This is a genomic window from Enterococcus sp. DIV0008 (genome assembly GCF_050542615.1).
Classification (GTDB): Bacteria; Bacillota; Bacilli; order Lactobacillales; family Enterococcaceae; genus Enterococcus_D; species Enterococcus_D innesii.
Genome location: NZ_CP172937.1, coordinates 1,347,177 through 1,367,706, shown reverse-complemented (window position 1 = coordinate 1,367,706; position 20,530 = coordinate 1,347,177). Strand labels below are relative to the sequence as shown.

Here is a 20,530-nt window from a genome sequence, read left to right as displayed (position 1 = left end):
GTTTTCACCCACAATGGTTCTAGAACTAGTTGGCGCATGTACCAGCACCTTGAAACCTGTGCCATCGTGGTACAAGTTGTACCTACAAAAAAAAGCCTCGAAAGGCTTTTAAATCGTGAGCGTCCCAATCAACTTCGCTGAGGCAGCAGCAAAGCCAAGGTATAAAGAAATCGTACCAGGATCACTTTTTGCCGAGAAATCGGAATGAACATAAGCAAAATCCTCTGGTGTAACATAGAAGGAATGCTGCGTTTCTTCAGCAGCAGCAAGATTGATTTTTTGCCATTGCTTTAATTCTCTCATCGGTCGTGCCACTTCAGTAACATCGTCTCTGCTATACAATTGAAGTGTTGTGGTATGAGGACTGTCTCCCTCATTTTTCAGCGTACAAATGATCTCAAATGGTTTATTTTTTTCATCAGGGTGAACGATTTGTGTCTTGCTAATCTTGCATTGTCCATAACCTATTCCTGCGCCAAAAGAAAAGAGAGGATCGTTTTTTTCATCCATATAGCGCGAAATATATTTTTGATCACTATTCTCTTCTGTCAATGGCCGACCTGTTGAGAGTTGAGCATAGGTCATCGGCAACTGTCCTTCTGCTCGAGGAAAACTCATAGCTAAACGTCCTTGCGGTTCAGACTCGCCCATCAACAAATCTGCCAACGCATTACCGCCTTCTGATCCAGGGAACCAGGCAATTATGATGGCTTGACAAAGAGGCTCGATAGCGGTCAAAACCAGTGGTCTGCCACAGAAAAGAATCGTTGCGATCTTAGGATTGACCTGACTAACTGCTTCAACTAATGCTTCTTGCTTTCTTGATAAAGAAAGTTTGGTCAGACTTGCCGCTTCTCCCGCTTCCTCGCTAGTTTCCCCCATAGCCAATAAAACAACCTCAGCTTCTTTAGCAACTTTACACGCCTCATCAATAAAGGTGCTCGTCAGCATTTCCCCGTCAGGATATGATAAGACAGTTAAGTCAATTTCTTTTTGAGAAAGTCCCTCCGCTAAGGAGACCGCAGCCTCCGGTTTGCCGATCCACGACCAAGCCCCCAAAAGATCCTTCGAAGCTGCTTTGGGGCCGATCAATGCGACCTTTTGCTTTTTTTGCAACGGTAACAGTGCTTGGTTTTTCAGAAGAACCGTTGTTTTCTTTGCTGCTTCTCGTGAAAGCAGACGGGTTTCTTTTAGGAGTCTAGGTGCTAAGTTTTCCGGTATTAACCCTCTATAAGGGTCTTCAAACAGGCCTAGCTTGTTCTTTAAATGTAACACATGAAAAACCGCCTTATTCAACTGCTCATTCATAGCAGGATCTGCATCAATGATTTGTTCTAGTGCATTTAAATAGCAATCACTCATCATATCCATTTCGACACCTGCAGTAAAGGCTTTTTTCGCTGCTTCCGTTCGATCAGCAGCCACACGATGGGCCATCAATTCAGCCACAGCTGCCCAATCTGAGATGATCAAGCCATCGAACCCAAGCTTTTCTCGCAATACATCCTGCAGCAATGGTTGATTGGCTGTAGCTGGCACACCATGGATCGTGTTAAAAGAAGTCATGACCAATTCTGCACCAGCTTCAATTGCTGCCTGAAAAGCGGGCAGATAATTTTGGTAAAGCTCAAGATCAGACAAATCGACCGTATGATAATCCCGCCCACCTTCTGCAGCGCCATAGCCGACAAAGTGTTTGACACAAGCAGCAATTCGCTGTTTATTTTCTGCAAGGGAAGCAGTTCCTTGATACCCTCGTACATAAGCAGCCGTCAGCACCGCAGATAAGGTCGGATCTTCTCCATTACTCTCTAAAACCCTTCCCCAGCGCGGATCTTTGACATGATCCGCCATTGGTGAAAACGTGACATGGATACCCGCTTCTGCCGCTTCCTTTGCCGAGGCTTTTGCGACTTCTTCCACTAATTGCGCATCAAAGGAGGATGCTAAGGCCAGTGGAATTGGGAAAATCGTTTCATATCCATGGATAACGTCTGCCATAAAAATAAGGGGAATTTTTAACCGACTTTTCTCTAGGTAAGACGTTTGGATCGTGTAGACTTGTTCAGCAGTATGGGTTCCCAACACTGAACCAATCGTCCCTAATTGTTCTTCGCTCATTTGCCATTGCTGCATCGGACCGGTGATTTCTCCCCCTTGTGCAAAAAAATCTGGCGTTAGTTGAACCAATTGGCCCACTTTTTCAGCTAAGGTCATTCGGTCAATTAGTTTTTTTAGTTTTATGGTTTCCACTATTCTTCTCTCCAATCATTAGGCTCGCTTCTTTTTCTTGTCGAAATTGCCGGATTTGCGCCTTCTCGACAGAAGCAAGATGGTGTCTATTCCTTTCATTTAGTATAATTAAAAACGTTTTCAAAAATAGATTGTTTTTATACTTTGGTGCAACTCTTCGCAGAAAGGAAAAATCATCATCATGGTACAAGGTGTACCACAAATATGTATAGCACCAAATCTCCTGATACATTCGCCATTGTCTCGTCCACGTTTCTAATAAAAAAACAAACAGCCGGATCATCCCAACAAAGGAACTTCCTTTTGATGGAATGAAGCTGTTTGTTGATTTATGATTAAACATACAAAAAATCCGTTCCCTATTCTTCTGCTGTTAAAGAAAACTGACGAACCGTCTCCGACAACGCTTCCACTAAGAAAAGGCAAGGAATTTGTGTCGTCAAATCTTCATATTTGTTGATGCGTTTTACATCAACCGAATAGTCCAAGACGTAATCGGACATCCGTCCCAAGGTGCTGTTGGCGTCACTGGTGATCGCTACCGTGGTGAAGTCAGGATTGTTACGAAAGCCATTGACCACTTCAATGATCTCAGTGGTCGTTCCAGTAATTGAAAGGACAACGATCATATTGTCTGAAGTATGTTTCAGCTTCGCAAAGATTGGATAGGTATTATCCACCAAAGCATAACTATTAAATCCGATCGTAGCAAAACGGCGAGCAGCATATTCACACATTGAACCTGACGCACCGATGCCATAAAATATAATATTCTCACATACCAGCATTCTTTCAGCGATTCGCCGGATTTTTCCTTCGATGTCTCGCGGGAAGCGTTCCGGATCCAAAACGGTCATACTGCTAAAAAAACTGACCGCCTCTAACTCAGGTGCTTTGAACTGGGTACGAAATTCTGTAAAGCTCTCATACCCTAATTTACGGATAAAGCGCATAACAGAAGAAGCTGAGGTGTGGGATTCAAGCGCGATCTCACGGACCCGCATATAGGGAATTTTATCACTTTGGCTCGACATATAATGATAAATCGCACGATCGGTCTCTGATAACTCATTGAAATCGATTTTTCCAAAAAAAGACATAGTAAACGCTCCTATTTTCTCATTCTCCTATCAATGTACCACAAGCTAGCAAAAACATCACAATTGTTTCACAAGAAATAATTCCATCGGTTGTTCAAATCCGGGAGAATTCACAAGCAAACCGCCGGCATCTTGATACCCTAATTTTCGATAGAAATGCTGAGCATTTTCATCGACTTGTGTGGACGTCATACAAAGAGCATGCCCTGCTACTTTTTGCTGTTGTTCCCAGTGATCGACCAAACGCTTCCCAAATCCCCTACCTTGATGGGATTCGGCGATTACTAGCATCGTACAAAAAGGAATCGTATCCCAGAAAAAATTATAGCGTAACAACCCAATTGGCTGTCCATTATCGATCAAGACATAAGCCGTTTGTTCAGCTACCTTTTTGAAGAATCGTTCCTTTGGCAAATGGGTATCCAATGAAAGCCAGAAGTCTTCATCTGTTGCTACCGCCAGTCGAATCGCAATCATGATTTTTACTCCTTTTCTTTGTTATTCTGCATTTTATCTCTGAGGAAGCCGTTTGTTTTAGTCGCTTACCTTCCCTCGGTAGTCCGAAAGCAAGGTAAGAAAGGCATCGCCATATTTATCCAATTTGTTTTGCCCAACACCTTTGATCTGTAAAAATTCGATTGGTGTTTTTGGTTGCACTTCTGCTAATTCTCGCAGGGTCTTATCAGAAAAGACGACATACGGTGGCAAGTTTTGTTCTTGTGCGAGATTCAATCGTAAGGTGCGCAGTTGATCGAACAGTTCATCATCAACCACTAACTGTTTGACTTTGGTTTGTTTTCGATAAACTTTCGCTTTTCCAAGCAATACATCGATACCGGCATTTGTCACACTTAACAAAGGGTATTGCCCTTCGGACGGCAAAAGGTACCCGGAGGCTGTCAAGTAATCGATCAGCTGAGTGACTTCCTTTTGGGACCAATCTTTCATTAATCCATAAGTCGGTAATTTTTCAAAGCCCCACTGTTTGACTTTTTGATCGCCTGAGCCAGTCAGCACTTTCCCCACCAAGGCTTTCCCGAAGCGTTCGCCCATTCGTTTCACACATGACAACACTTTTTGTGTATCCACGGTGATATCCACTTGTTCTCTTTCATCGAGACAATTGCTGCAACGACCGCAATCGGGTCCATCTTCTCCGAAATAACGCAAAATATAGCGTTGCAAACACAGCTGAGTATGTCCGTATTGGCTCATCTCCCGCAACTTCAAGTATTCGTTTTGGCGATAAAGAATATCTGATTCGGATTGATCGATAAAAAATTGCTGAATCTGCATGTCTTGCGGAGCATATAGTAAGATCGCATCACTGGGTTCGCCGTCTCGTCCGGCACGCCCGGCTTCCTGATAATAAGATTCCAAATTTCCAGGTATCTGGGCATGGATCACAAAGCGGACGTTGCTTTTGTTGATTCCCATCCCGAATGCATTGGTCGCTACCATCACTTGCAGGCGGTCATAAAGAAATTCTTCTTGGAAAAAGGAGCGCTCTTCTTCTGAAAGTCCGCCATGGTAATACCCGACAGAAACATGTTCATGTTTCAACAGCTGAAAGATCCGTTCCACTTCTTTGCGGGTGCTGGCATAAATGATACCTGATTGTCCTTGGTTCATTTTCAAATACGTCGTAATGTAGGTATCTTTTTGATCTTTGACAACTTGAAAAGCCAAATTTTCCCGAGCAAACCCGGTCTTGACTTGATTTTCAGCAGGAATTGAAAGTAAGTTTTCAATGTCTTCGGCAACTTTAGGTGTAGCTGTCGCCGTAAGGGCAACAATCGTTGGCTTTTGCTCCCAGTTTTCGATCGTTTCGGCGAGTCGCAGATAGCTCGGGCGAAAATCATGGCCCCATTGGGAAATGCAGTGGGCTTCATCAACGGCCAATAAAGCGATCGGCATCTGCCGCAATGAGTAGCGGAAAGATTCTGAGTCTAAGCGTTCTGGCGAAACATACAGCAGTTTGATCCGCCCTTGGCGTGCTTCTTGCAAGCGCTGGTTGATCTGTGCCCCTGTCAAGGAAGAATTGATATAAGCTGCTGGGATCCCCATATCAACGAGGCTATCTACTTGGTCTTTCATTAATGAAATCAAAGGGGAGATGACCAAGGTCACTCCATCCAACAAAAGCGCTGGCAATTGATAACAAATGGATTTCCCTCCACCTGTGGGCATGATCCCCAAAACATTTTGTTGTGTTAAAATAGATTGAATAATCGTCTCTTGACCTTCACGAAACTGTGAATAGCCAAAATGTTCTTTTAAGACTGTTTGAATAGTTTGCATAATACCCTCTTTTCCATTTCCTTATTATACGCAATTAAGTACGCAAAGAAAACGGCATTAAGAGAACTTTCGCTTTTTATTCGATTTTCAATGAAATCAACCAAAGGAGTCTTCTACTATGAAAAAAGTTATGATTATCGGCGGTGGGATCATCGGTTTGACCCTCGCCAATTATCTTGATAAAACCAAATTTGACGTGACTGTCATTGATTCCCTCATCGGTCAAGCAACATCTGCCAGCGCTGGCATCATTTCCCCTTGGCTATCCAAACGGCGCAATAAAAAATGGTACCAGTTAGCACAAGACGGCGCCGCTTTCTTCCCGAAATTGGTACGGGATTTTGCTTTAGATGAATCCATCTATGCCCCCTGTGGCACTTTGGTGGTGCGACCAGAAAAGGCGCTTCAAGAACTGGCAGAATTAGCTGAAAATCGACGTAAAGCGGCACCAGAAATCGGCGAAATCGACTTACTGACGGGCCCACAAACCAAAGAGGCATTGCCGTTACTAAAAGAAATGCCCTCTTTACGAATCACAGGCGGTGGCCGCTTAGATGGTCAGGCTTATCTTGCCCACTTAAAAGCAAACGCTCAGCAGCAACAAGTGACTTTTATTGAAGGAAAAGCTGAGGTCGTCAGAAACGACAACCATTGGCAAATCAAAACCAAGGATCACTTTCTTGAAACCGAGATTCTTTGCCTGACAGCTGGACCGGGATTGCTAGACTTATTATCACCTTTAGGTTATCAGGTCGATATCCGTCCACAAAAAGGCCAGTTGCTTTCCTTTGCCACCAACCTGCCGACAAACAGTTGGCCGGTCGCCATGCTAGAGGGTGAAGGTGACTTGATTCCCTTCTCTAATGGTCAAATTTTACTAGGAGCCACCCATGAAAACGATGCGGGTTGGGATTTAACGCCTACGGAAGCTGCCAAACAGCAATTGATGACAGGAATCGGTGCTTTTCTTGAAGACCCCGAAGCACTCTTTGCAACGCCAATGACTATGCGAGTCGGCACACGTGCTTACACCTCTGATTTTGCACCTTTCTTTGGGGAAGTGCCTGATGAAGCAAATTTGTTCGCCGCCAGTGGACTTGGTTCTTCTGGGTTAACGACCGGGCCTTATATTGGTTATCTGCTAGCCAATCGGATTAATGATACGCACACTCAACCAACAGATTTCTCAATTTACACCAAGCCGATGACAGAATATATCAAGAAACGCCTTTAACAGGAAACTGCTAAAAAACCACCAGAATCGTTACGGTCTGGTGGTTTTGTTGTTTGATTCTTATAAAATTACGGACAATTTCTAGCTACTAGCTAAACATATTCTCCAGTTTCCCAATAATCGAGTAAGACTTCATTGATGATCTCACGATCCAGTGGTTCTCGCATATCATCATCAAAGGCATCTTCGATCGGGACATCGCCAACAGCTTTGATACAAACTGGAACGACGGGATCTGGGTGATCTTCTGCGGTCAACACTTTTTCAATTTTGATCTTATGCGTCCAATCTGCCCCCATATCATAAATGTAGGTCATGGACTTGCAATACTGAAAATCTTGGTCAATACCGGACGCATCGGTTGGAACGGAATTGCCTAAGCCGATCGATTTCGAACCGGCAATAAACAAGTACAAATGTTGATTCATCCACTCAAAGGCAATCTGGATCAACATATGCAACTGCTCATAGGTCACTCCTGCAGGAATGATCAAACGACGCCAAATTGGCGGACGGTATCCTTCTAAATCAATACGAACTTGATAGGCGACCGGCGTATCCGCCGTGTCATCAAAAGCCGTATGTTTCGTTGGGAATGGGACGATTTTTGGCGAGATTGCAGCAATACGCGGGTCATCAATGGGCAATAGTTCATGTTCTTCGGGATCGGTGTCTTGAATCATCGCTAACATCGCTTCTTTCTTTTCAGCTGACCAAAACTGTGGTTTGGACATCCGTGCGAAAAAGATAGGTTGTTTTTCAGCCAATACAAAGGCGATTTCTTGGTATTGCGATTTGGTGATGTGCTTTTCTTTGTACATGCAGTAATAAAAGTCTTCAATGGCTGTTTTGGCAAACGGAAGAAAATTTAAACTGTACGGTACTTCATGGGGAAGCATATCTGTATATACCCACTCAATGAAGGCTTTGTCTTTTAACTTGGGCATGCCGCCCTCTTTTTCCGTACAAAAGATCAAGTAAAAAACAGGATCTAAGTAATGTTCAAGATCGTCGTCACTAACCACACTAGGTCCGCCATACAAATCAACGTGATCCATCATGCGGTCAATCACTTTCGCTAATTTCTTCAATGTTTTTTCCAAAAAAATTCTCGCTCCTTCCTATCAAGTTTACTTTGACGAAAAGAGCGAGGATTGTCAATCTTTTTTTTAATGGGAGAGCATTTCCTGTGCAATTTCTAATCCGCTCATCCCCGTTGGATAATAGGTCGGCCAATGTTCCATTTCCTCTAGTAACGCTTCATGACTCTCGTTACCAAAGTAGATATGGAAATGATGGGATGCGCCAGGAGCGATCATATGGTCACTAAATTGGATATATTTGAATGCCGCATCTTCATCGGTGCTTTCAAATAAGAAGCGCACACCACGATTGCCAGCTGAGTAGTTCAAGATCTCTTTGCCAGAATACACATAATTTGCTTCTTTCTCGGTACCATCATCGAAAATAAATGTCATTGTGTTGTCTGTGATCTTGATCTGAGCAACATCTGTTTGATAACCAGTCGTGTAATATTCTTTGTATTCGTCAGCCGTCATTTTCTTGTCCATTTTTGCTTTATAATCAAATACTTGGTCCAGTGTTCCGTCTTGTAAAAATGGATAAACGGATTGCCAATCTCCTGCCCAGTCAGATAAAGCACGGTCTTGTACGTCGGCATCCTCAAAATAGCCGTTATAAACTGTTTTTTCTTTTTCAGCTTCAGCCATTTCTTTGTCATTTGCAACATCGGTGGTTTTTCTCAAAGCATCACGGTTTTGTTCCATAATCGAAATGTAGTCTTCCCCGTTGTCCATCTGTTCTTGGGTCAACCCTTCTAATGGATTCAAAACAGCCAATTCGACGCCTGCTTCTGACGCTAACGTTCGGGCAATGCTGTCTTTGGCGTTTTCTTCAAAATAGATCGTTTGAATGCCTGTTTCTTGGACGAACTCTTTTAGTTCTGCGATTCGTGAAGCGGAAGGCTCTTCACTTGGTGAAAGACCTGAGATTGGCACTTGCGTTAGCCCATACTCCAAAGCTAAATAACCAAAAGCAGCGTGTTGGGTCACGAAATGATTTTGCGCTGGATTGCTGAACGCTTCTTCATATGATTCATGGAGGTCTTGTAACTGTGCCAAATAATTCGCCGCATTTTCAGCAAAGGCTGCCGCTTTCGCTGGATAAGCCTCACTCAGCTGGTCACGGATCGCCTCTACTTGTTTCATGGCTAAGCTTGGGGCTAACCAGACATGGGGATCTAATTCATGAGAATGACCATCATCGCCATGATCATGGTCATGATCGTGGTCGTGATCATCGTCACCGGGTAACAGGACCATTCCTTCGGTGGCTTTGACCACTGTCACGTCTCCATCATTTAATGTGGCTTCAATCGAAGGAACCCACATTTCCATATTTTCATTGTTGTAGACAAAGACATCCGCATCTTGGATCTTTGCCATGTCCTTTGCGGAAGGTTCATAATCGTGGGAATCAGTGCCCGCGGGCATCAATAATTCAACCTCCCCTTCATCCCCTACAACTTGACGAGTAAAATCATACATCGGATAAAACGTAGCCATGACCTGAATTTGTTCATTCTCAGAGGAGGCGTTTCCTGATTGCTCGGTCGCATCAGATCCTCCTTGTCCACAAGCAGCCAAAGTCAGGGCCACAGCAGATAACATAGTTATTTTAAAAAACTTCTTCATTTTTGAAAATACACTCCTTTTTATTTTCCTCTTTTTCTTCCCTTTGGAAAAACGTTGATAAATCAATTACGATTTATAAAAACAAAACGTAACGTTTACGTTTTACCATCGGTTTTATACTTTACACAACTATTTTAATCCTGTCAACTTCTTTTTTAGATGTTTTTTTATATGTAAAAACCTTCATATGTACCACTGCTGATATCACGGAAGGATCGCTAAGTAACTCCTTTGATTCGTCGGAATCGAGCGATTTGCAAAAGTCACTATCTATTGTCCTTTGTCGCCTCCTATGCTACACTCGAGGGGTAATTGAATAGAAGATTATCCACTAGGGGCGCTTTATGCTGAGATAGACGTATGTCTGGTCCCTTAGAACCTGATTTGGTTAGTACCAACGTAGGGAAGTGGCAGCGCATGATTTTTCGCGTTCCCATTTTTTCTGTCTACGTGTGGATAGAAAAAGGAGGAACGCTTTTTTTGTAGACAGAAAAACAATCGAGAGGAGAAGAGAAAAATGTCAAATAAACCAATCGTCTGTGCAAAAGATGGAATCGATATCACGGGGTGCCGGGTGAGCTTGTACCCAATGAAAGACCATTTCGCGCAACAAATTTTAACAAGTATCGAAAAAACGAATACGAGTGCTGTTTGGCAGCAAACCGACCTGTTTAGCACCCTTTTTCGTGGGGAAGCGCCCAGTGTCCTAGACGCAGCAGCAGCGCTATTTATCAACGCCTACGAATCCAAGACACACCTCGTGGGTGAGTTTACCTTTTCCAAGGGCTGCCCCGGGGACACTGCGGGGGACACGTTTTTGAATGGCGAACAGGCGCAACCCAATAAAGGAAAGAACCTTGCGAATGGTGACTTTTTGGTTGATTGCAAATATTCGTTTTATGTATTTGGCGAAAATCATTATATGGAAGAAATCGCCACGATCGTCCAGCTGGCAGAAACTCATGGCTTGAGCCCTCGTTCCGCTCACTATGTGACGATGCTGACGGGATCAGCAAGTCAACTCTTTGCTTATTTTGAAGCCGCATTAGCTTATGCCCATGACCATCTTCCCCACTATGTTCTGGAAGCGACGGTTTCAGTCAATAGCCCTTCAAAAAAGGAGGCGATGCCACATGACTAAGTGGGCGTTGAAAGATGTCATCATGGTAGGAATTGCTTCGCTGATTTTTGGCGTGATCTATCTTGGGGCTGTCCATTTCGGATTGCTATTAGGGACACTTCTAACCCCCTTTGGTTTATCTGTCTTAGCCAATGAGTTTATCTTTGGTGTTTGGTTCATGGCGGCAGCTTTTGCCGGATATGTGCTACGTAAGCCGGGGGCAGCTACGATCACTGAAATGATTGCGGCTCTTTTAGAAGTGTTTATGGGGAATTTTTATGGACCTATTATTTTTATTAGTGGTTTTGTACAAGGGATTGGAACCGAGGCCGGCTTTGCATTAGGCCGCTACCGCCGCTATGGCTGGTTTCCTTTAGTTACTGGAGCCGTGGGCGCCACGATCACGAGTTTTCTTTGGGGAATTCTTCGATCAAATTTCGTTGACTTGCAATGGCAGTTGCTGTTGGCGATCTTTCTTATTCGCTTGCTTTCTTCGTTGTTCTTTTCAGCCTTTTTGGTGAAGATCGTCTGTGACCATCTGGCACGAATGGGAGTCCTCAACAGTTACCCTATCGCTAACGATCAAACGATCACCGTCCAACGGGAAATCGTATGAGTCTGTTAGTAAAAAACGGCTGTTTTTTGGTGGATCAAAAGCGACTTGAATTGACTCTGTCTTTGGCCCCTGGTGAAACAAAGGGAATTTATGGTGCTTCAGGATCAGGGAAAAGCACCCTTTTCCATCTCTTAGCGGGACTCAACGAGAAGGGGTTTGATGGAGGGACGTATACGATTGACGGCCAAACGATGAACCAGCTTTCCATTCGGGAAAGAAGCACGACCGTCAGCTTATTGTTTCAAAATCCTGACATGCAGTTTTGTATGGCAACACCTCGAGAAGAGCTGCTTTTTTGTTTAGAGAATCAATGTATCCCCCAAAAAGACATGCCAAACAAAGTGGCTGACGCTTTGGCATTTTGCGAGATCACTCATCTTGCAGATCAACCTTTCACGACCTTGTCTGGGGGTGAAAAACAGTTAGCCGCATTGGCTTGCTGTTTGATCCTAGAAAGCCAATACTTGCTTTTGGATGAGCCCTTTGCGAATTTGGATGCGGACACCAGCAAAAAAGTCATCCGAAAACTGCAGCACATTCAACAAAAGAAAGCCATTGGTATTTTATTGATCGACCATCAAATCAAAGAGACTGCTAACTGGGTCGATGAGTGGCTATTGATTGAAGAAGGTTTCAGAACGATCGATCAAGCAGCGATCCGTGACCTTGATCAACACATGCGAAAGACACTGCCGCTTGCAAAAATCAAGTCGTCTTCTAACAAAAAACGGCTATCTTTTCAGCAATTCCGATTACCGATCCGCAACCATGAGATTGTTTTTCCCAATTTTGCATTTGATGGAGGCACGCTGATTGGGATCACTGGACGCAGCGGCAGTGGCAAATCTTCGTTTTTAAAAGCTATTTTGCAGCAGCATGCCTACAAAGGGGATATTCTCTTGGCAGGTCAACCAATCAAGAAGTATCCGTCACCTTTTCGCTCCATCAGTTGGATCATGCAAAATCCGCAAGACCAATTTTTGGCTGCCACCGTTGCCCAAGAGCTTAGCCAAGGTAGCGCCCCGACCGAGAGCGAAAAGCTACTAGCAAAATTACGCCTGCAAAATAAGAGCACTCAGTCACCTTTTCGACTGAGTCAAGGACAGCAACGGCGCTTGGCTGTTGCCTCTTTACTGCAACGCCCGGTCGACTTGCTGCTCGTGGACGAACCGACCTATGGTCAAGATATCAAACAAGCTTGGCAGATCATGCAGCTATTAGCCGAAAAAGCAACCACTGGCACGTTAGTTTTGATCGTTAGCCATGATATCTTGTTATTGCAACAGTTCTGCTCCCAAATCATTGATTTTAATCTTTATGAAAAGGAGGATGCAGATGCGCACGCTAAATCCAACAGTCAAATTATTCGCCATTTTAGGGCTCGCCTTACTGGTTTCTTTTCAAAATAATTTCAGATTAAACCTGCTGCTCTCGGTCCTGTTCTTTGGTATTACTATAAACGAACGCTCCTTGAAAAAAAGTCTTTTGCTCTTTTCTGCATTGACATTGGCAGCTACAGGGGTTTTTTTCACTGGACTCCTTTATTACCAAGGCAATCAAGGCGGTCCTTCCTCCGCAGCAGCTATTCGCTATGGTCTTGATATGGCAAGCCGTATCTATTGCTTTGGCATTCTAGGAAGCTCCTTCAGTGTATCCACCACGATCAATGAATTGATTTATTCACTGCAGCAACAGCTGCGTCTGCCTGCCGTTTTTGCCTACGGTCTACTGGCTGCGTTTCAAATTGCTCCCATTATTCCAGCAGAGTATCAGAATATCCGTAATAGCATGCGTTCCAGAGGAATCTCGGTCAATCCGTTTTCATTTAAAATGCTAATCCCTTTATTGGTCAAATCGATTCGTTGGTCTGAATTATTGGCGACTGCCATGCTTTCAAGAGGTTTTGACAGCGAAGCCAAGCGAACTTACGCAAATACCTTTCGCATCACTTTCATGGATGCACTATTTCTATCCTTATGCCTGGTAATGGGAATGGGGGGGACACTCATCCTATAATCAATAAAGAGAGAAAAAGACAAAGAAACCCTGACGTTTCTTTGTCTTTGTTTATATATTAAGAAGTGATCGTCTTTTTTACTGAACCAGATTTTATTTGATAAAACGTGACGAACAAGGTCGTTGCTAAAATATACAAGGCGAAAAGCAGATACATGTTTTTAAACAGCTGGATCGTCGTTTGATTCAACCAAGCCCCAACTTTTGGGATATAAAAAATCGGCTGGCCAATCACTTGGCTTTTTTGAATTTCTTTTGGCTCCATCTGGTTTTGATTGTCGCCAATGGTGTACAGTACTGATTGGTTTTCCGCAACCGCAACGATTCGCCGGGTCCGCATTTGTCTACCTTGATCGACATAATACGTTACTTCGTTGCCAACCACTAAATTATCTTCTGAAGCATTTTTTACAAAAAGCAGCGTTCCTTTAGAGTATGTCGGTTCCATTGCATCACTCGTAACAATAGCCATTGTGAAACCAAATGCATGCGGTATTACAACAGTTAAGACAGATAGCAGCATGAACATCAGAACAAAAAGTGAGAGCATGATACTTTGTTTTGGAAAAAGCTTCATTCTTTCCTCTCCTTCTAAGCTTCAGTTTATTTAATGATTCTATAACATAATTCTTTTTTTTTCAAATATTTAAAAACGATTCATTGAATTTTTATACGCAACTCTGTCTATTATTATTTGACTTTATTTAATCATATATATTATGCTAAAGGCGATTAAAAAACAGAGGAGAAAAAACATGCCTTTTTTAAATAACAAATTGTTTTTAAAACGTTGGATCCCCTTCATCCTTCTGGTTCTATTTTTACTGGGAAGTATCGTCTTTTTTCTCGTTCTTTTTTTATTCCCAACTTCTGATATCCATGCAGTGGAGAAAAAGGAAGATTGGATTTTCTATGCCGAGGACAATCCCGAATCAACTTTTATTAGTCGTTATGTGAAACATTTACCTAGTGTGAAAGCCAATGATCGTTTTGTGATGAAGCGAAAAATGACCAATGATTATAAATACCCTACGATGTTGCTAATTGGCGACCACCAACACATGACCGTCTATCTCGATGATCAAGAAATTTACACCAACGAGAAGCCAAATGATCCATTGACTCTCAACCATCCAGGTAAAACACTGGCCTTTATTACCTTGCCTGAGGATTACGTTGGTAAGACATTAAAAATATACGTAACTAGCCCTTTTGACACCTATTCCGGCTTTCCCGCCGAAGTCTTTTTTGGACCTGCAAATGCACTGATCGGCTATGTCTTCAGTCTGTCAATTTTAAATATCTATATCCTCTTATTTACAGGATTTATTTGTATCATCAACTTGTTTTATGTCATCGTTTCTTTTATCAATCAACGAAAGCTTAAATTGTCTTCTATCCTATTCAGTGGTTTTGCTTTAACTGCAGGTTTGGAAGCAGGCTTTAGCGATATGCTTGGTGGACTACTGTTTCCTCCAATCGTGAATTCTGCGATGTTAAATATTCTTTCTATCATTACGCCAATGTTTCTGATTGGGTTTTACTGTACAAACATGCACTTTGTTCGTAAGTATTACCAGAAATGGTTATATTTTCATTACTCCTTCGGTCTCTTTGCGATCCTTTTCGCTCTTTTTCAAACAAAAAGTTTACCCACTATCATGAATTACATGTTTTTACTGAATATCACCAGCACCTTTGTTACTTCTTTTGCGGCGATTTATGAAGCATTGAAAAAAAATCCATTTTTTGTCATTTGTGCGCCTTGGATCGTCGTTGCGGCTATCGGTCATTGTTTCTTGTATATTCAGGATATTTTAGTTTTGCCACAATCTGATGTCAATTGGCGTTCGATCATCTTTTTCTTACTAATTATCATCTTTACTTGTTACGGCTTTCTTGAACTCTTTTTTTCCAGCGAAGGCAAAAACAAGCGGATCGATACGGCAGATATCAAACTCCGTCTTTATGAGAAACAGCAAGCGAATAACCCAGAACAATCATTAAAAATGCAACAAGTTTTGCAAGCCATCAAAAAAAGAACTCATACAGTCAAGGACATGTTGGAAGATCAACAATTGGCAGCGGCGTACGAAGGTCTTTGTGAGATCGAAGAACAGATCAAACAACAGCTAACACGTCCATCCGTTGAAAAAGAATCACTCACAACGATGCTGATTACTAATTATCAACACACAGCTACTCAAAAAAGAATCACCTTTGCCTGTGATGGCATCATAGAACCACTGGAACAATTGGAGGAAAATGATCGTCTATCCTTGATCGCTCATTGCCTAGAGTACGCCATCCGATACACTTGTGCGGTCACTGATCCTCAAAAGCGAAGACTCGCGTTGAGGGTGAATGACACGAACGGCCAGTTGCATATCGACTGCCAAATGCCGCTTCTCTCAAATGAAGAAGCAGAAAAACTACAGAACAATGAAACCAAACGACAGGCGATGCAGGCTGACATACAAATGCTCGAACAACTTTGTTTAGCCTACCAAGGAAGTATCCGGATCGAAGAAACTGACGGGCTACACCTCTTGCATTTGACACTTAGGGCGAAGATAGATCCGCTGTCTTTCGACTGACCGTCTTGCTACATTAGTCTTAAAGGAGCGTTTTTAAGAAAAAGCGAAAAAACTCTTGCTTTTTTCGCTTTTTCGCTTTAGCATGATAAAGAACAGCAACAAGCATTGGAATAGTAGTTTTATAATGGTCTTAGAGAGTCGATGGCAGCTGAAAAATCGATACCCACTGATAAAATGAACCTACCCAATGGCAATGACCGCAAAACGGTCGGTGGAAAGGCCTTATCCTTTACGAGTTGGATTATCCCTATCGATAATCAACAAAGGTGGTACCGCGAAATCCAAGCATTTCGTCCTTTTTTAGGACGAGATGCTTTTTTATTTTTTTAAGGAGGAAAAAGAATGACACAAAAAAATGATTTTACAGAATGGTATATTCAAACGATCCAAAAAGCCGAATTGATGGCTTACTCCCCAGTGAAAGGCTCCATTATTTTCCGTCCTGACGGCTTCGAACTTTGGGAGCACATCCAAGAAGAGTTCAATCGATTCTTGAAAAAAGAGGGCATTCGCAATGCGTACTTCCCAATGCTGATTCCGCAAAATTTCTTTATGAAAGAAGCCGATCATATTGAAGGGTTTGCGCCTGAATTGCCATGGGTCACAGAAGTCGGCAATGAAAAATTGGAAGAACCTTTGGCCTTGCGACCAACCTCAGAAACCATGATTGGCTCTGCCTTTTCTGATTGGATCAACTCCTACCGTGACCTGCCTTATGAAATCAATCAATGGGCAAACGTCTTTCGTTGGGAAAAGAAAACATTGCCTTTCTTGCGTACCTCAGAGTTTTTATGGCAAGAAGGTCATACCGCTCATGAAAATGAAGAAGATGCACGTCAACGCACCATGAAAGTCTTAGATGAATATGCCCGCCTTTGCGAAGAATTCCTAGCGATCCCTGTTTATCGCGGACAAAAAACCCCTTCTGAGCGTTTTGCTGGAGCAGTTGATACTTATTCAATCGAAGCGATGATGAAAGACGGTAAAGCAGTCCAAGCAGGAACCAGCCACTACATGGGGACAAAATTTGCTGAAGCATTTGATATTACGTATTTAACGAAAGAAAACAAGCATACCCATGCCCACACAACCTCTTGGGGTGTCTCTACCCGCTTGTTGGGTGCCTTGATCATGACCCATGGCGATGAAAATGGTTTAGTTTTCCCACCAACCATTGCACCAACCCAAGTTGTGTTGTTACCAGTCGGTCCTTGGAAAAAGAATCCAGCCATCTTAGAAAAATTAGAAGAACTGTATGGCAACTTTAAAGCCAAGGGCATTCGTGTTCGTTTGGATGATTCTGATAACTCATCTGGCTATAAGTTCAACGAATGGGAACTAAAAGGCGCTTGCTTGCGAATCGAATGTGGCCCAAGAGATTTAGAAGCTGGCAAAGTGATGGTCAAAGTCCGCGACCTGGCTGACAAGCAAACGGTGGCTCTTGAGGACTTAGAAGCCTTCGTTGATCAAGAACTGCACGCAATGACCCCACGCTTATTGCAAGCGGCGAAGGAACGGAACAAAGAAAATGAGTACACCAACATCGATACATTAGATGAACTAAAAGCACATATCGAAACGTGCAAACAAGAAGAAAAAGTCACTGGCTTTGTCTTGATCGGTTGGGACGGCTCGGAAGAAACGGAAGCGAAAATCAAAGAAGAAACCGGCTTTACTACCCGGAACATTCCGTTTGAAGCACCAATTGAAAAAACAGTCGATATCGTCAGCGGCAAACCTGCCAAGCATACCGTTTGGATCGCCCGCGCATACTAATAGAAAAACGAAGCAGCCAGAATTGAAAAGGCTGCTTCGTTTTTTGATTAATAAATCAATGAAAGAAAATCTTCAGGCGTGATGTTGCCAAAATATTTTTTGACATCAATGTTGGCAATGACTTGTGCCAAATCTTCTTTCGCATAGCGAGTACCGATCAGGGCTTCTTCTACATCCGCAATGTCCCCTAAGCCGAAAAAGTCACCAAAGATTTTGGCATCCGTAATTTTTCCTTCTGCCACATTCAAACGAACTTCGATGGATCCGATTGGAAAGCGATGACGGCGTTCAATATCAAAGGCTGGAGATTTACCGTAATTCCAATCCCAGTTGCGATAATACTTATCGGAAATCTCATTGATCTTGACCCAATCTTCTTCTGTTAATTCATATGTTTTGACTTCTTCCACGGAATCGACACCAAAAATCTTCAATAAGATTTCTTGACGGAACTCTTCAGTCGTCATGTCTTGCTTCTCTTTTGGCAAGAATGGTTTGATGTTGGTTACTCTTGAGCGGATCGATTTGATACCTTTTGATTCGATTTTGTCTTTGCGGACTTTCAATGCGTTGACCACTTCATTGATGTCACTGTCAAACATGATCGTGCCATGAGCAAACATCCGGCCATTCGTTGCGTACATCGCATTCCCAGAAAACTTCATGTCATTGATCACAAGGTCGTTGCGGCCTTTTAGTTGCGCTCCTTCAACCCCCATCTCATGCAAGGCTTGGACGATTGGTTTCGTCAGCTTTTCAAAATCTCTGAAAGAATTGCCATCGTCAGGCATAATAAAACTGAAATTCAAGTTTCCGAAATCATGATAGACTGCACCGCCGCCGCTGAAACGACGAACGACATGGATCCCATGTTCATCCACATATTCCTTATTGATCTCTTCGATCGTATTTTGATTGCGTCCAATGATAATCGATGGTTCATTAATGTAAAAAAGTAAGATGGGTTCATCCACTTTCATTTCTTGAAGAAGAAAAATCTCGATGGCTAAATTGATGCGTGGGTCATTCAGTTCGTTCGGTACAAAAAGCATACTATTCGTTCCTCCTAATTAGATGATTTCAATTATTTTTTGAACAGCCGCCAATTCAACGGGGATCCCATTGGCAGCTAGTGCAGCCTCTTCTCGTAACTGTTCTAAGTCACCATGTTGCGGCAAATGCGTCACCATTAATTTTTTTACCTGCGCTGCATGGGCGATCTCGCCTGCTTCTTTTGACGTAAAATGAGCCTTGTGCCGCTCATTGCCTGCAAAAAGATAGGTATCTGCCAAGAATAAGTCAGCCCCTTCAGCAAACGAAACAAAAGATTCTAAATAGCCAGAGTCTCCAGTAAAAACAAAGACCTTGCCGGTGTTTTTCTCAACAAATCGCATGGCATAGCAAGTGACTGGATGGATCGTCTTCATAAAGGTAATGGTGAACGGGCCCAATTCCAATGACTCCGTTTGGAGATAATCAATTCCTTGAGTCACTCCAGGCATCGTCAAGCTTTCAAAATGAACCGTATCCTCCCCATGGCCGTAGATCGGCAAAATCTGGCGTTCTTCGCTTCCAGGATATAATTGCCAATAGTATTGCAATACCCCTAAATCCGCAATATGATCGTGATGGTAATGCGTCAAAATCACTGCATCTAAGTCTAAGGGATCAAGGATTTTTTCTAGTTGGACCAAGGTGGTACTTCCCGCATCAAGCAGCAAATGAAAGCCTTCTGACTCAACTAAATAGCCAGTAGTCCCTTCACCGTTATACGGATAGGCACCTAAACAACCTAAGACAGTTATTTTCACTTGTGTTTCCTCCTCTTTGGCTCAAGCTGATTTTCTACTTCTTTAATGCTATCACATCTCTGCTGATTTGACTAAAATCTGACCATTTTTTTTTGCGAAAAGGATCAAGAAAATGAGAAAAAAACGACGTCTATTGATGAATCCCTTGAATGAGTGTTCTACTCTATCCTTAAGGAACCATTCCAATGGTACGTCGTTTTTTTTGCTTACCTAATTAGCGCTCGTTGTTCATTGATCAATTCTTCATAGAATGCTGCGTTCACCGCATACGCATAGGCGTTTGCCCACAACATCCCAATCATAAGCGCCAAGAAACCCAGAATAAACCAGCCAATCAATGATAATTGCAGCCAAATGTATTGGCCCAGATGTGGTCGCAAGAGAGCAAAGGCTACTTTGATAGACTGAAGAACCCCTAATTCCGGCTGATCATAGCGTAGATAGATTGCTAATTGGATCACACCAGTAACGACTTGCGACAAAAAGAAGAACAAGATGATGGAGAGAATCGTCCCAACCACAAAAGCGATCGAACCGTTAAACATCGATACATCAATAGAAATTCCCCGATTAAAATTAAATACCAAGCCCAAATATTGATTAAGGCCTGATAAGACAAATTGCGGCAAGAAAATCGCAAAACTCAAAAGATAATTTAAAAGCGCGCTCACTAAATTTAGTAGCAAAAACGGCACATAGAATCGTTTATCAAATACGAGAAAAATATCCGCCACTTTGATCCCTTTACCACGAACCAGATAGAGTGCCATAATACTCAATGCTACTGAAAAAGCAAAGAAGACAAAATTGTCCAAAATAAAATCAAGCCAATTTCCTGCGTTGTTTGTCCCTACGGAAGAGCCTAAACTACTGAACAGTGAATTGACGACCGCTTGTACGGCAACCGTTGCTAAAATACTTAAGACGAATGTTCCCCAGAATCCGCGCAAGGAGTTTTTAGCCGTCTCTCGAATCATTGTATTTGATCTCAT

17 protein-coding genes, 1 riboswitch and 1 other annotated feature are annotated in these 20,530 nt (G+C 42.7%); of the genes, 7 read left to right on the top strand and 10 right to left on the bottom strand.

Features of this window, described 5'->3' with window-relative positions; translation table 11 throughout:
- Nucleotides 1-108: 108 nt before the first annotated feature.
- The 4 genes from IGI84_RS06560 to recQ all read right to left on the bottom strand — a co-directional run bounded on the left by IGI84_RS06560 (nucleotide 109) and on the right by recQ (nucleotide 5,654).
- The gene (locus IGI84_RS06560) at nucleotides 109-2,253 is read right to left on the bottom strand and encodes a glycoside hydrolase family 3 N-terminal domain-containing protein (protein ID WP_220426159.1); all 2,145 of its coding nucleotides are present in this window, start codon (nucleotides 2,251-2,253) and stop codon (nucleotides 109-111) included.
- A 359-nt stretch (nucleotides 2,254-2,612) separates the two neighbouring features.
- Nucleotides 2,613-3,353, bottom strand: coding sequence for a MurR/RpiR family transcriptional regulator (locus tag IGI84_RS06555; RefSeq protein WP_081118493.1), 741 nt, complete (start codon nucleotides 3,351-3,353; stop codon nucleotides 2,613-2,615).
- A 57-nt stretch (nucleotides 3,354-3,410) separates the two neighbouring features.
- A complete protein-coding gene (locus tag IGI84_RS06550) occupies nucleotides 3,411-3,830 on the bottom strand; it encodes a GNAT family N-acetyltransferase (RefSeq protein ID WP_430600930.1) in 420 nt (139 codons plus the stop codon).
- A 57-nt stretch (nucleotides 3,831-3,887) separates the two neighbouring features.
- On the bottom strand, nucleotides 3,888-5,654 hold the full coding sequence (gene recQ / locus IGI84_RS06545) for a DNA helicase RecQ (protein WP_081118491.1): 1,767 nt from the start codon (nucleotides 5,652-5,654) through the stop codon (nucleotides 3,888-3,890).
- Between the two features lie 118 nt (nucleotides 5,655-5,772).
- Here recQ and IGI84_RS06540 point away from each other — a divergent pair, with 118 nt between their 5' ends.
- Nucleotides 5,773-6,888: an NAD(P)/FAD-dependent oxidoreductase gene (locus IGI84_RS06540; RefSeq protein WP_081118490.1), complete on the top strand. Its 1,116-nt coding sequence runs from the start codon at nucleotides 5,773-5,775 to the stop codon at nucleotides 6,886-6,888.
- 92 nt (nucleotides 6,889-6,980) lie between these two features.
- On the opposite strand, the gene IGI84_RS06535 is transcribed toward IGI84_RS06540, so the two are convergent.
- Together IGI84_RS06535 and IGI84_RS06530 are read right to left on the bottom strand one after the other, a co-directional pair.
- Nucleotides 6,981-7,991, bottom strand: a complete 1,011-nt coding sequence (locus tag IGI84_RS06535; RefSeq protein WP_081118489.1) for a plasmid pRiA4b ORF-3 family protein — start codon at nucleotides 7,989-7,991, stop codon at nucleotides 6,981-6,983.
- Between the two features lie 66 nt (nucleotides 7,992-8,057).
- Nucleotides 8,058-9,602 (bottom strand): metal ABC transporter solute-binding protein, Zn/Mn family, encoded by a 1,545-nt coding sequence (locus IGI84_RS06530; RefSeq protein WP_081118488.1) that lies wholly within the window; start codon nucleotides 9,600-9,602, stop codon nucleotides 8,058-8,060.
- A gap of 323 nt (nucleotides 9,603-9,925) precedes the next feature.
- Nucleotides 9,926-10,025, top strand: a riboswitch (TPP riboswitch).
- A gap of 94 nt (nucleotides 10,026-10,119) precedes the next feature.
- Between IGI84_RS06530 and IGI84_RS06525 the strand changes: the two genes are divergently transcribed.
- From IGI84_RS06525 to IGI84_RS06510, 4 genes are read left to right on the top strand one after another with little or no spacing between them, the layout of a single operon-like run.
- Nucleotides 10,120-10,743 (top strand): YkoF family thiamine/hydroxymethylpyrimidine-binding protein, encoded by a 624-nt coding sequence (locus IGI84_RS06525; protein WP_081118487.1) that lies wholly within the window; start codon nucleotides 10,120-10,122, stop codon nucleotides 10,741-10,743.
- On the top strand, nucleotides 10,736-11,338 hold the full coding sequence (locus IGI84_RS06520; RefSeq protein ID WP_077453856.1) for an ECF transporter S component: 603 nt from the start codon (nucleotides 10,736-10,738) through the stop codon (nucleotides 11,336-11,338). The genes IGI84_RS06525 and IGI84_RS06520 overlap by 8 nt, the downstream gene beginning before the upstream one ends.
- Nucleotides 11,335-12,747 carry an ABC transporter ATP-binding protein gene (locus tag IGI84_RS06515; protein WP_081118486.1) on the top strand — a complete coding sequence of 471 codons (1,413 nt, stop codon included), beginning with the start codon at nucleotides 11,335-11,337 and terminating at the stop codon, nucleotides 12,745-12,747. The genes IGI84_RS06520 and IGI84_RS06515 overlap by 4 nt, the downstream gene beginning before the upstream one ends.
- On the top strand, nucleotides 12,674-13,354 hold the full coding sequence (locus tag IGI84_RS06510; protein WP_081118485.1) for an energy-coupling factor transporter transmembrane component T: 681 nt from the start codon (nucleotides 12,674-12,676) through the stop codon (nucleotides 13,352-13,354). Before IGI84_RS06515 ends, IGI84_RS06510 begins: the two co-directional genes overlap by 74 nt.
- 58 nt (nucleotides 13,355-13,412) lie before the next feature.
- Here the strand turns inward: IGI84_RS06510 and IGI84_RS06505 are convergent, their stop codons facing one another.
- Nucleotides 13,413-13,931 (bottom strand): signal peptidase I, encoded by a 519-nt coding sequence (locus tag IGI84_RS06505; RefSeq protein WP_077453859.1) that lies wholly within the window; start codon nucleotides 13,929-13,931, stop codon nucleotides 13,413-13,415.
- 178 nt (nucleotides 13,932-14,109) lie between these two features.
- Here IGI84_RS06505 and IGI84_RS06500 point away from each other — a divergent pair, with 178 nt between their 5' ends.
- Together IGI84_RS06500 and proS are read left to right on the top strand one after the other, a co-directional pair.
- The gene (locus IGI84_RS06500; RefSeq protein ID WP_233618938.1) at nucleotides 14,110-15,951 is read left to right on the top strand and encodes a hypothetical protein; all 1,842 of its coding nucleotides are present in this window, start codon (nucleotides 14,110-14,112) and stop codon (nucleotides 15,949-15,951) included.
- 96 nt (nucleotides 15,952-16,047) lie between these two features.
- Nucleotides 16,048-16,252, top strand: a binding site (T-box leader).
- A gap of 41 nt (nucleotides 16,253-16,293) precedes the next feature.
- Complete coding sequence (gene proS / locus IGI84_RS06495; RefSeq protein ID WP_081118482.1) at nucleotides 16,294-17,727, top strand: proline--tRNA ligase; 1,434 nt, start codon at nucleotides 16,294-16,296, stop codon at nucleotides 17,725-17,727.
- A 47-nt stretch (nucleotides 17,728-17,774) separates the two neighbouring features.
- Here proS and IGI84_RS06490 read toward each other — a convergent pair whose 3' ends face one another.
- The 3 genes from IGI84_RS06490 to IGI84_RS06480 form a co-directional block, all read right to left on the bottom strand.
- On the bottom strand, nucleotides 17,775-18,779 hold the full coding sequence (locus IGI84_RS06490; protein ID WP_077452469.1) for a lipoate--protein ligase: 1,005 nt from the start codon (nucleotides 18,777-18,779) through the stop codon (nucleotides 17,775-17,777).
- Between the two features lie 18 nt (nucleotides 18,780-18,797).
- Nucleotides 18,798-19,538: an MBL fold metallo-hydrolase gene (locus tag IGI84_RS06485; RefSeq protein WP_081118481.1), complete on the bottom strand. Its 741-nt coding sequence runs from the start codon at nucleotides 19,536-19,538 to the stop codon at nucleotides 18,798-18,800.
- A gap of 206 nt (nucleotides 19,539-19,744) precedes the next feature.
- Nucleotides 19,745-20,530 (bottom strand): DUF975 family protein, encoded by a 786-nt coding sequence (locus IGI84_RS06480; RefSeq protein ID WP_233618939.1) that lies wholly within the window; start codon nucleotides 20,528-20,530, stop codon nucleotides 19,745-19,747.

What these genes read in the sequence shown, in the direction of transcription:
- IGI84_RS06555 (WP_081118493.1), bottom strand. Translation starts at nt 3,353, where the DNA reads ATGTCTTTTTTTGGAAAAATCGATTTCAATGAGTTATCAGAGACCGAT.
- IGI84_RS06550 (WP_430600930.1), bottom strand. Translation starts at nt 3,830, where the DNA reads ATGATTGCGATTCGACTGGCGGTAGCAACAGATGAAGACTTCTGGCTT.
- recQ (WP_081118491.1), bottom strand. Translation starts at nt 5,654, where the DNA reads ATGCAAACTATTCAAACAGTCTTAAAAGAACATTTTGGCTATTCACAG.
- IGI84_RS06540 (WP_081118490.1), top strand. Translation starts at nt 5,773, where the DNA reads ATGAAAAAAGTTATGATTATCGGCGGTGGGATCATCGGTTTGACCCTC.
- IGI84_RS06530 (WP_081118488.1), bottom strand. Translation starts at nt 9,602, where the DNA reads ATGAAGAAGTTTTTTAAAATAACTATGTTATCTGCTGTGGCCCTGACT.
- IGI84_RS06525 (WP_081118487.1), top strand. Translation starts at nt 10,120, where the DNA reads ATGTCAAATAAACCAATCGTCTGTGCAAAAGATGGAATCGATATCACG.
- IGI84_RS06520 (WP_077453856.1), top strand. Translation starts at nt 10,736, where the DNA reads ATGACTAAGTGGGCGTTGAAAGATGTCATCATGGTAGGAATTGCTTCG.
- IGI84_RS06515 (WP_081118486.1), top strand. Translation starts at nt 11,335, where the DNA reads ATGAGTCTGTTAGTAAAAAACGGCTGTTTTTTGGTGGATCAAAAGCGA.
- IGI84_RS06510 (WP_081118485.1), top strand. Translation starts at nt 12,674, where the DNA reads ATGCGCACGCTAAATCCAACAGTCAAATTATTCGCCATTTTAGGGCTC.
- IGI84_RS06505 (WP_077453859.1), bottom strand. Translation starts at nt 13,931, where the DNA reads ATGAAGCTTTTTCCAAAACAAAGTATCATGCTCTCACTTTTTGTTCTG.
- IGI84_RS06500 (WP_233618938.1), top strand. Translation starts at nt 14,110, where the DNA reads ATGCCTTTTTTAAATAACAAATTGTTTTTAAAACGTTGGATCCCCTTC.
- proS (WP_081118482.1), top strand. Translation starts at nt 16,294, where the DNA reads ATGACACAAAAAAATGATTTTACAGAATGGTATATTCAAACGATCCAA.
- IGI84_RS06490 (WP_077452469.1), bottom strand. Translation starts at nt 18,779, where the DNA reads ATGCTTTTTGTACCGAACGAACTGAATGACCCACGCATCAATTTAGCC.
- IGI84_RS06480 (WP_233618939.1), bottom strand. Translation starts at nt 20,530, where the DNA reads ATGAGATCAAATACAATGATTCGAGAGACGGCTAAAAACTCCTTGCGC.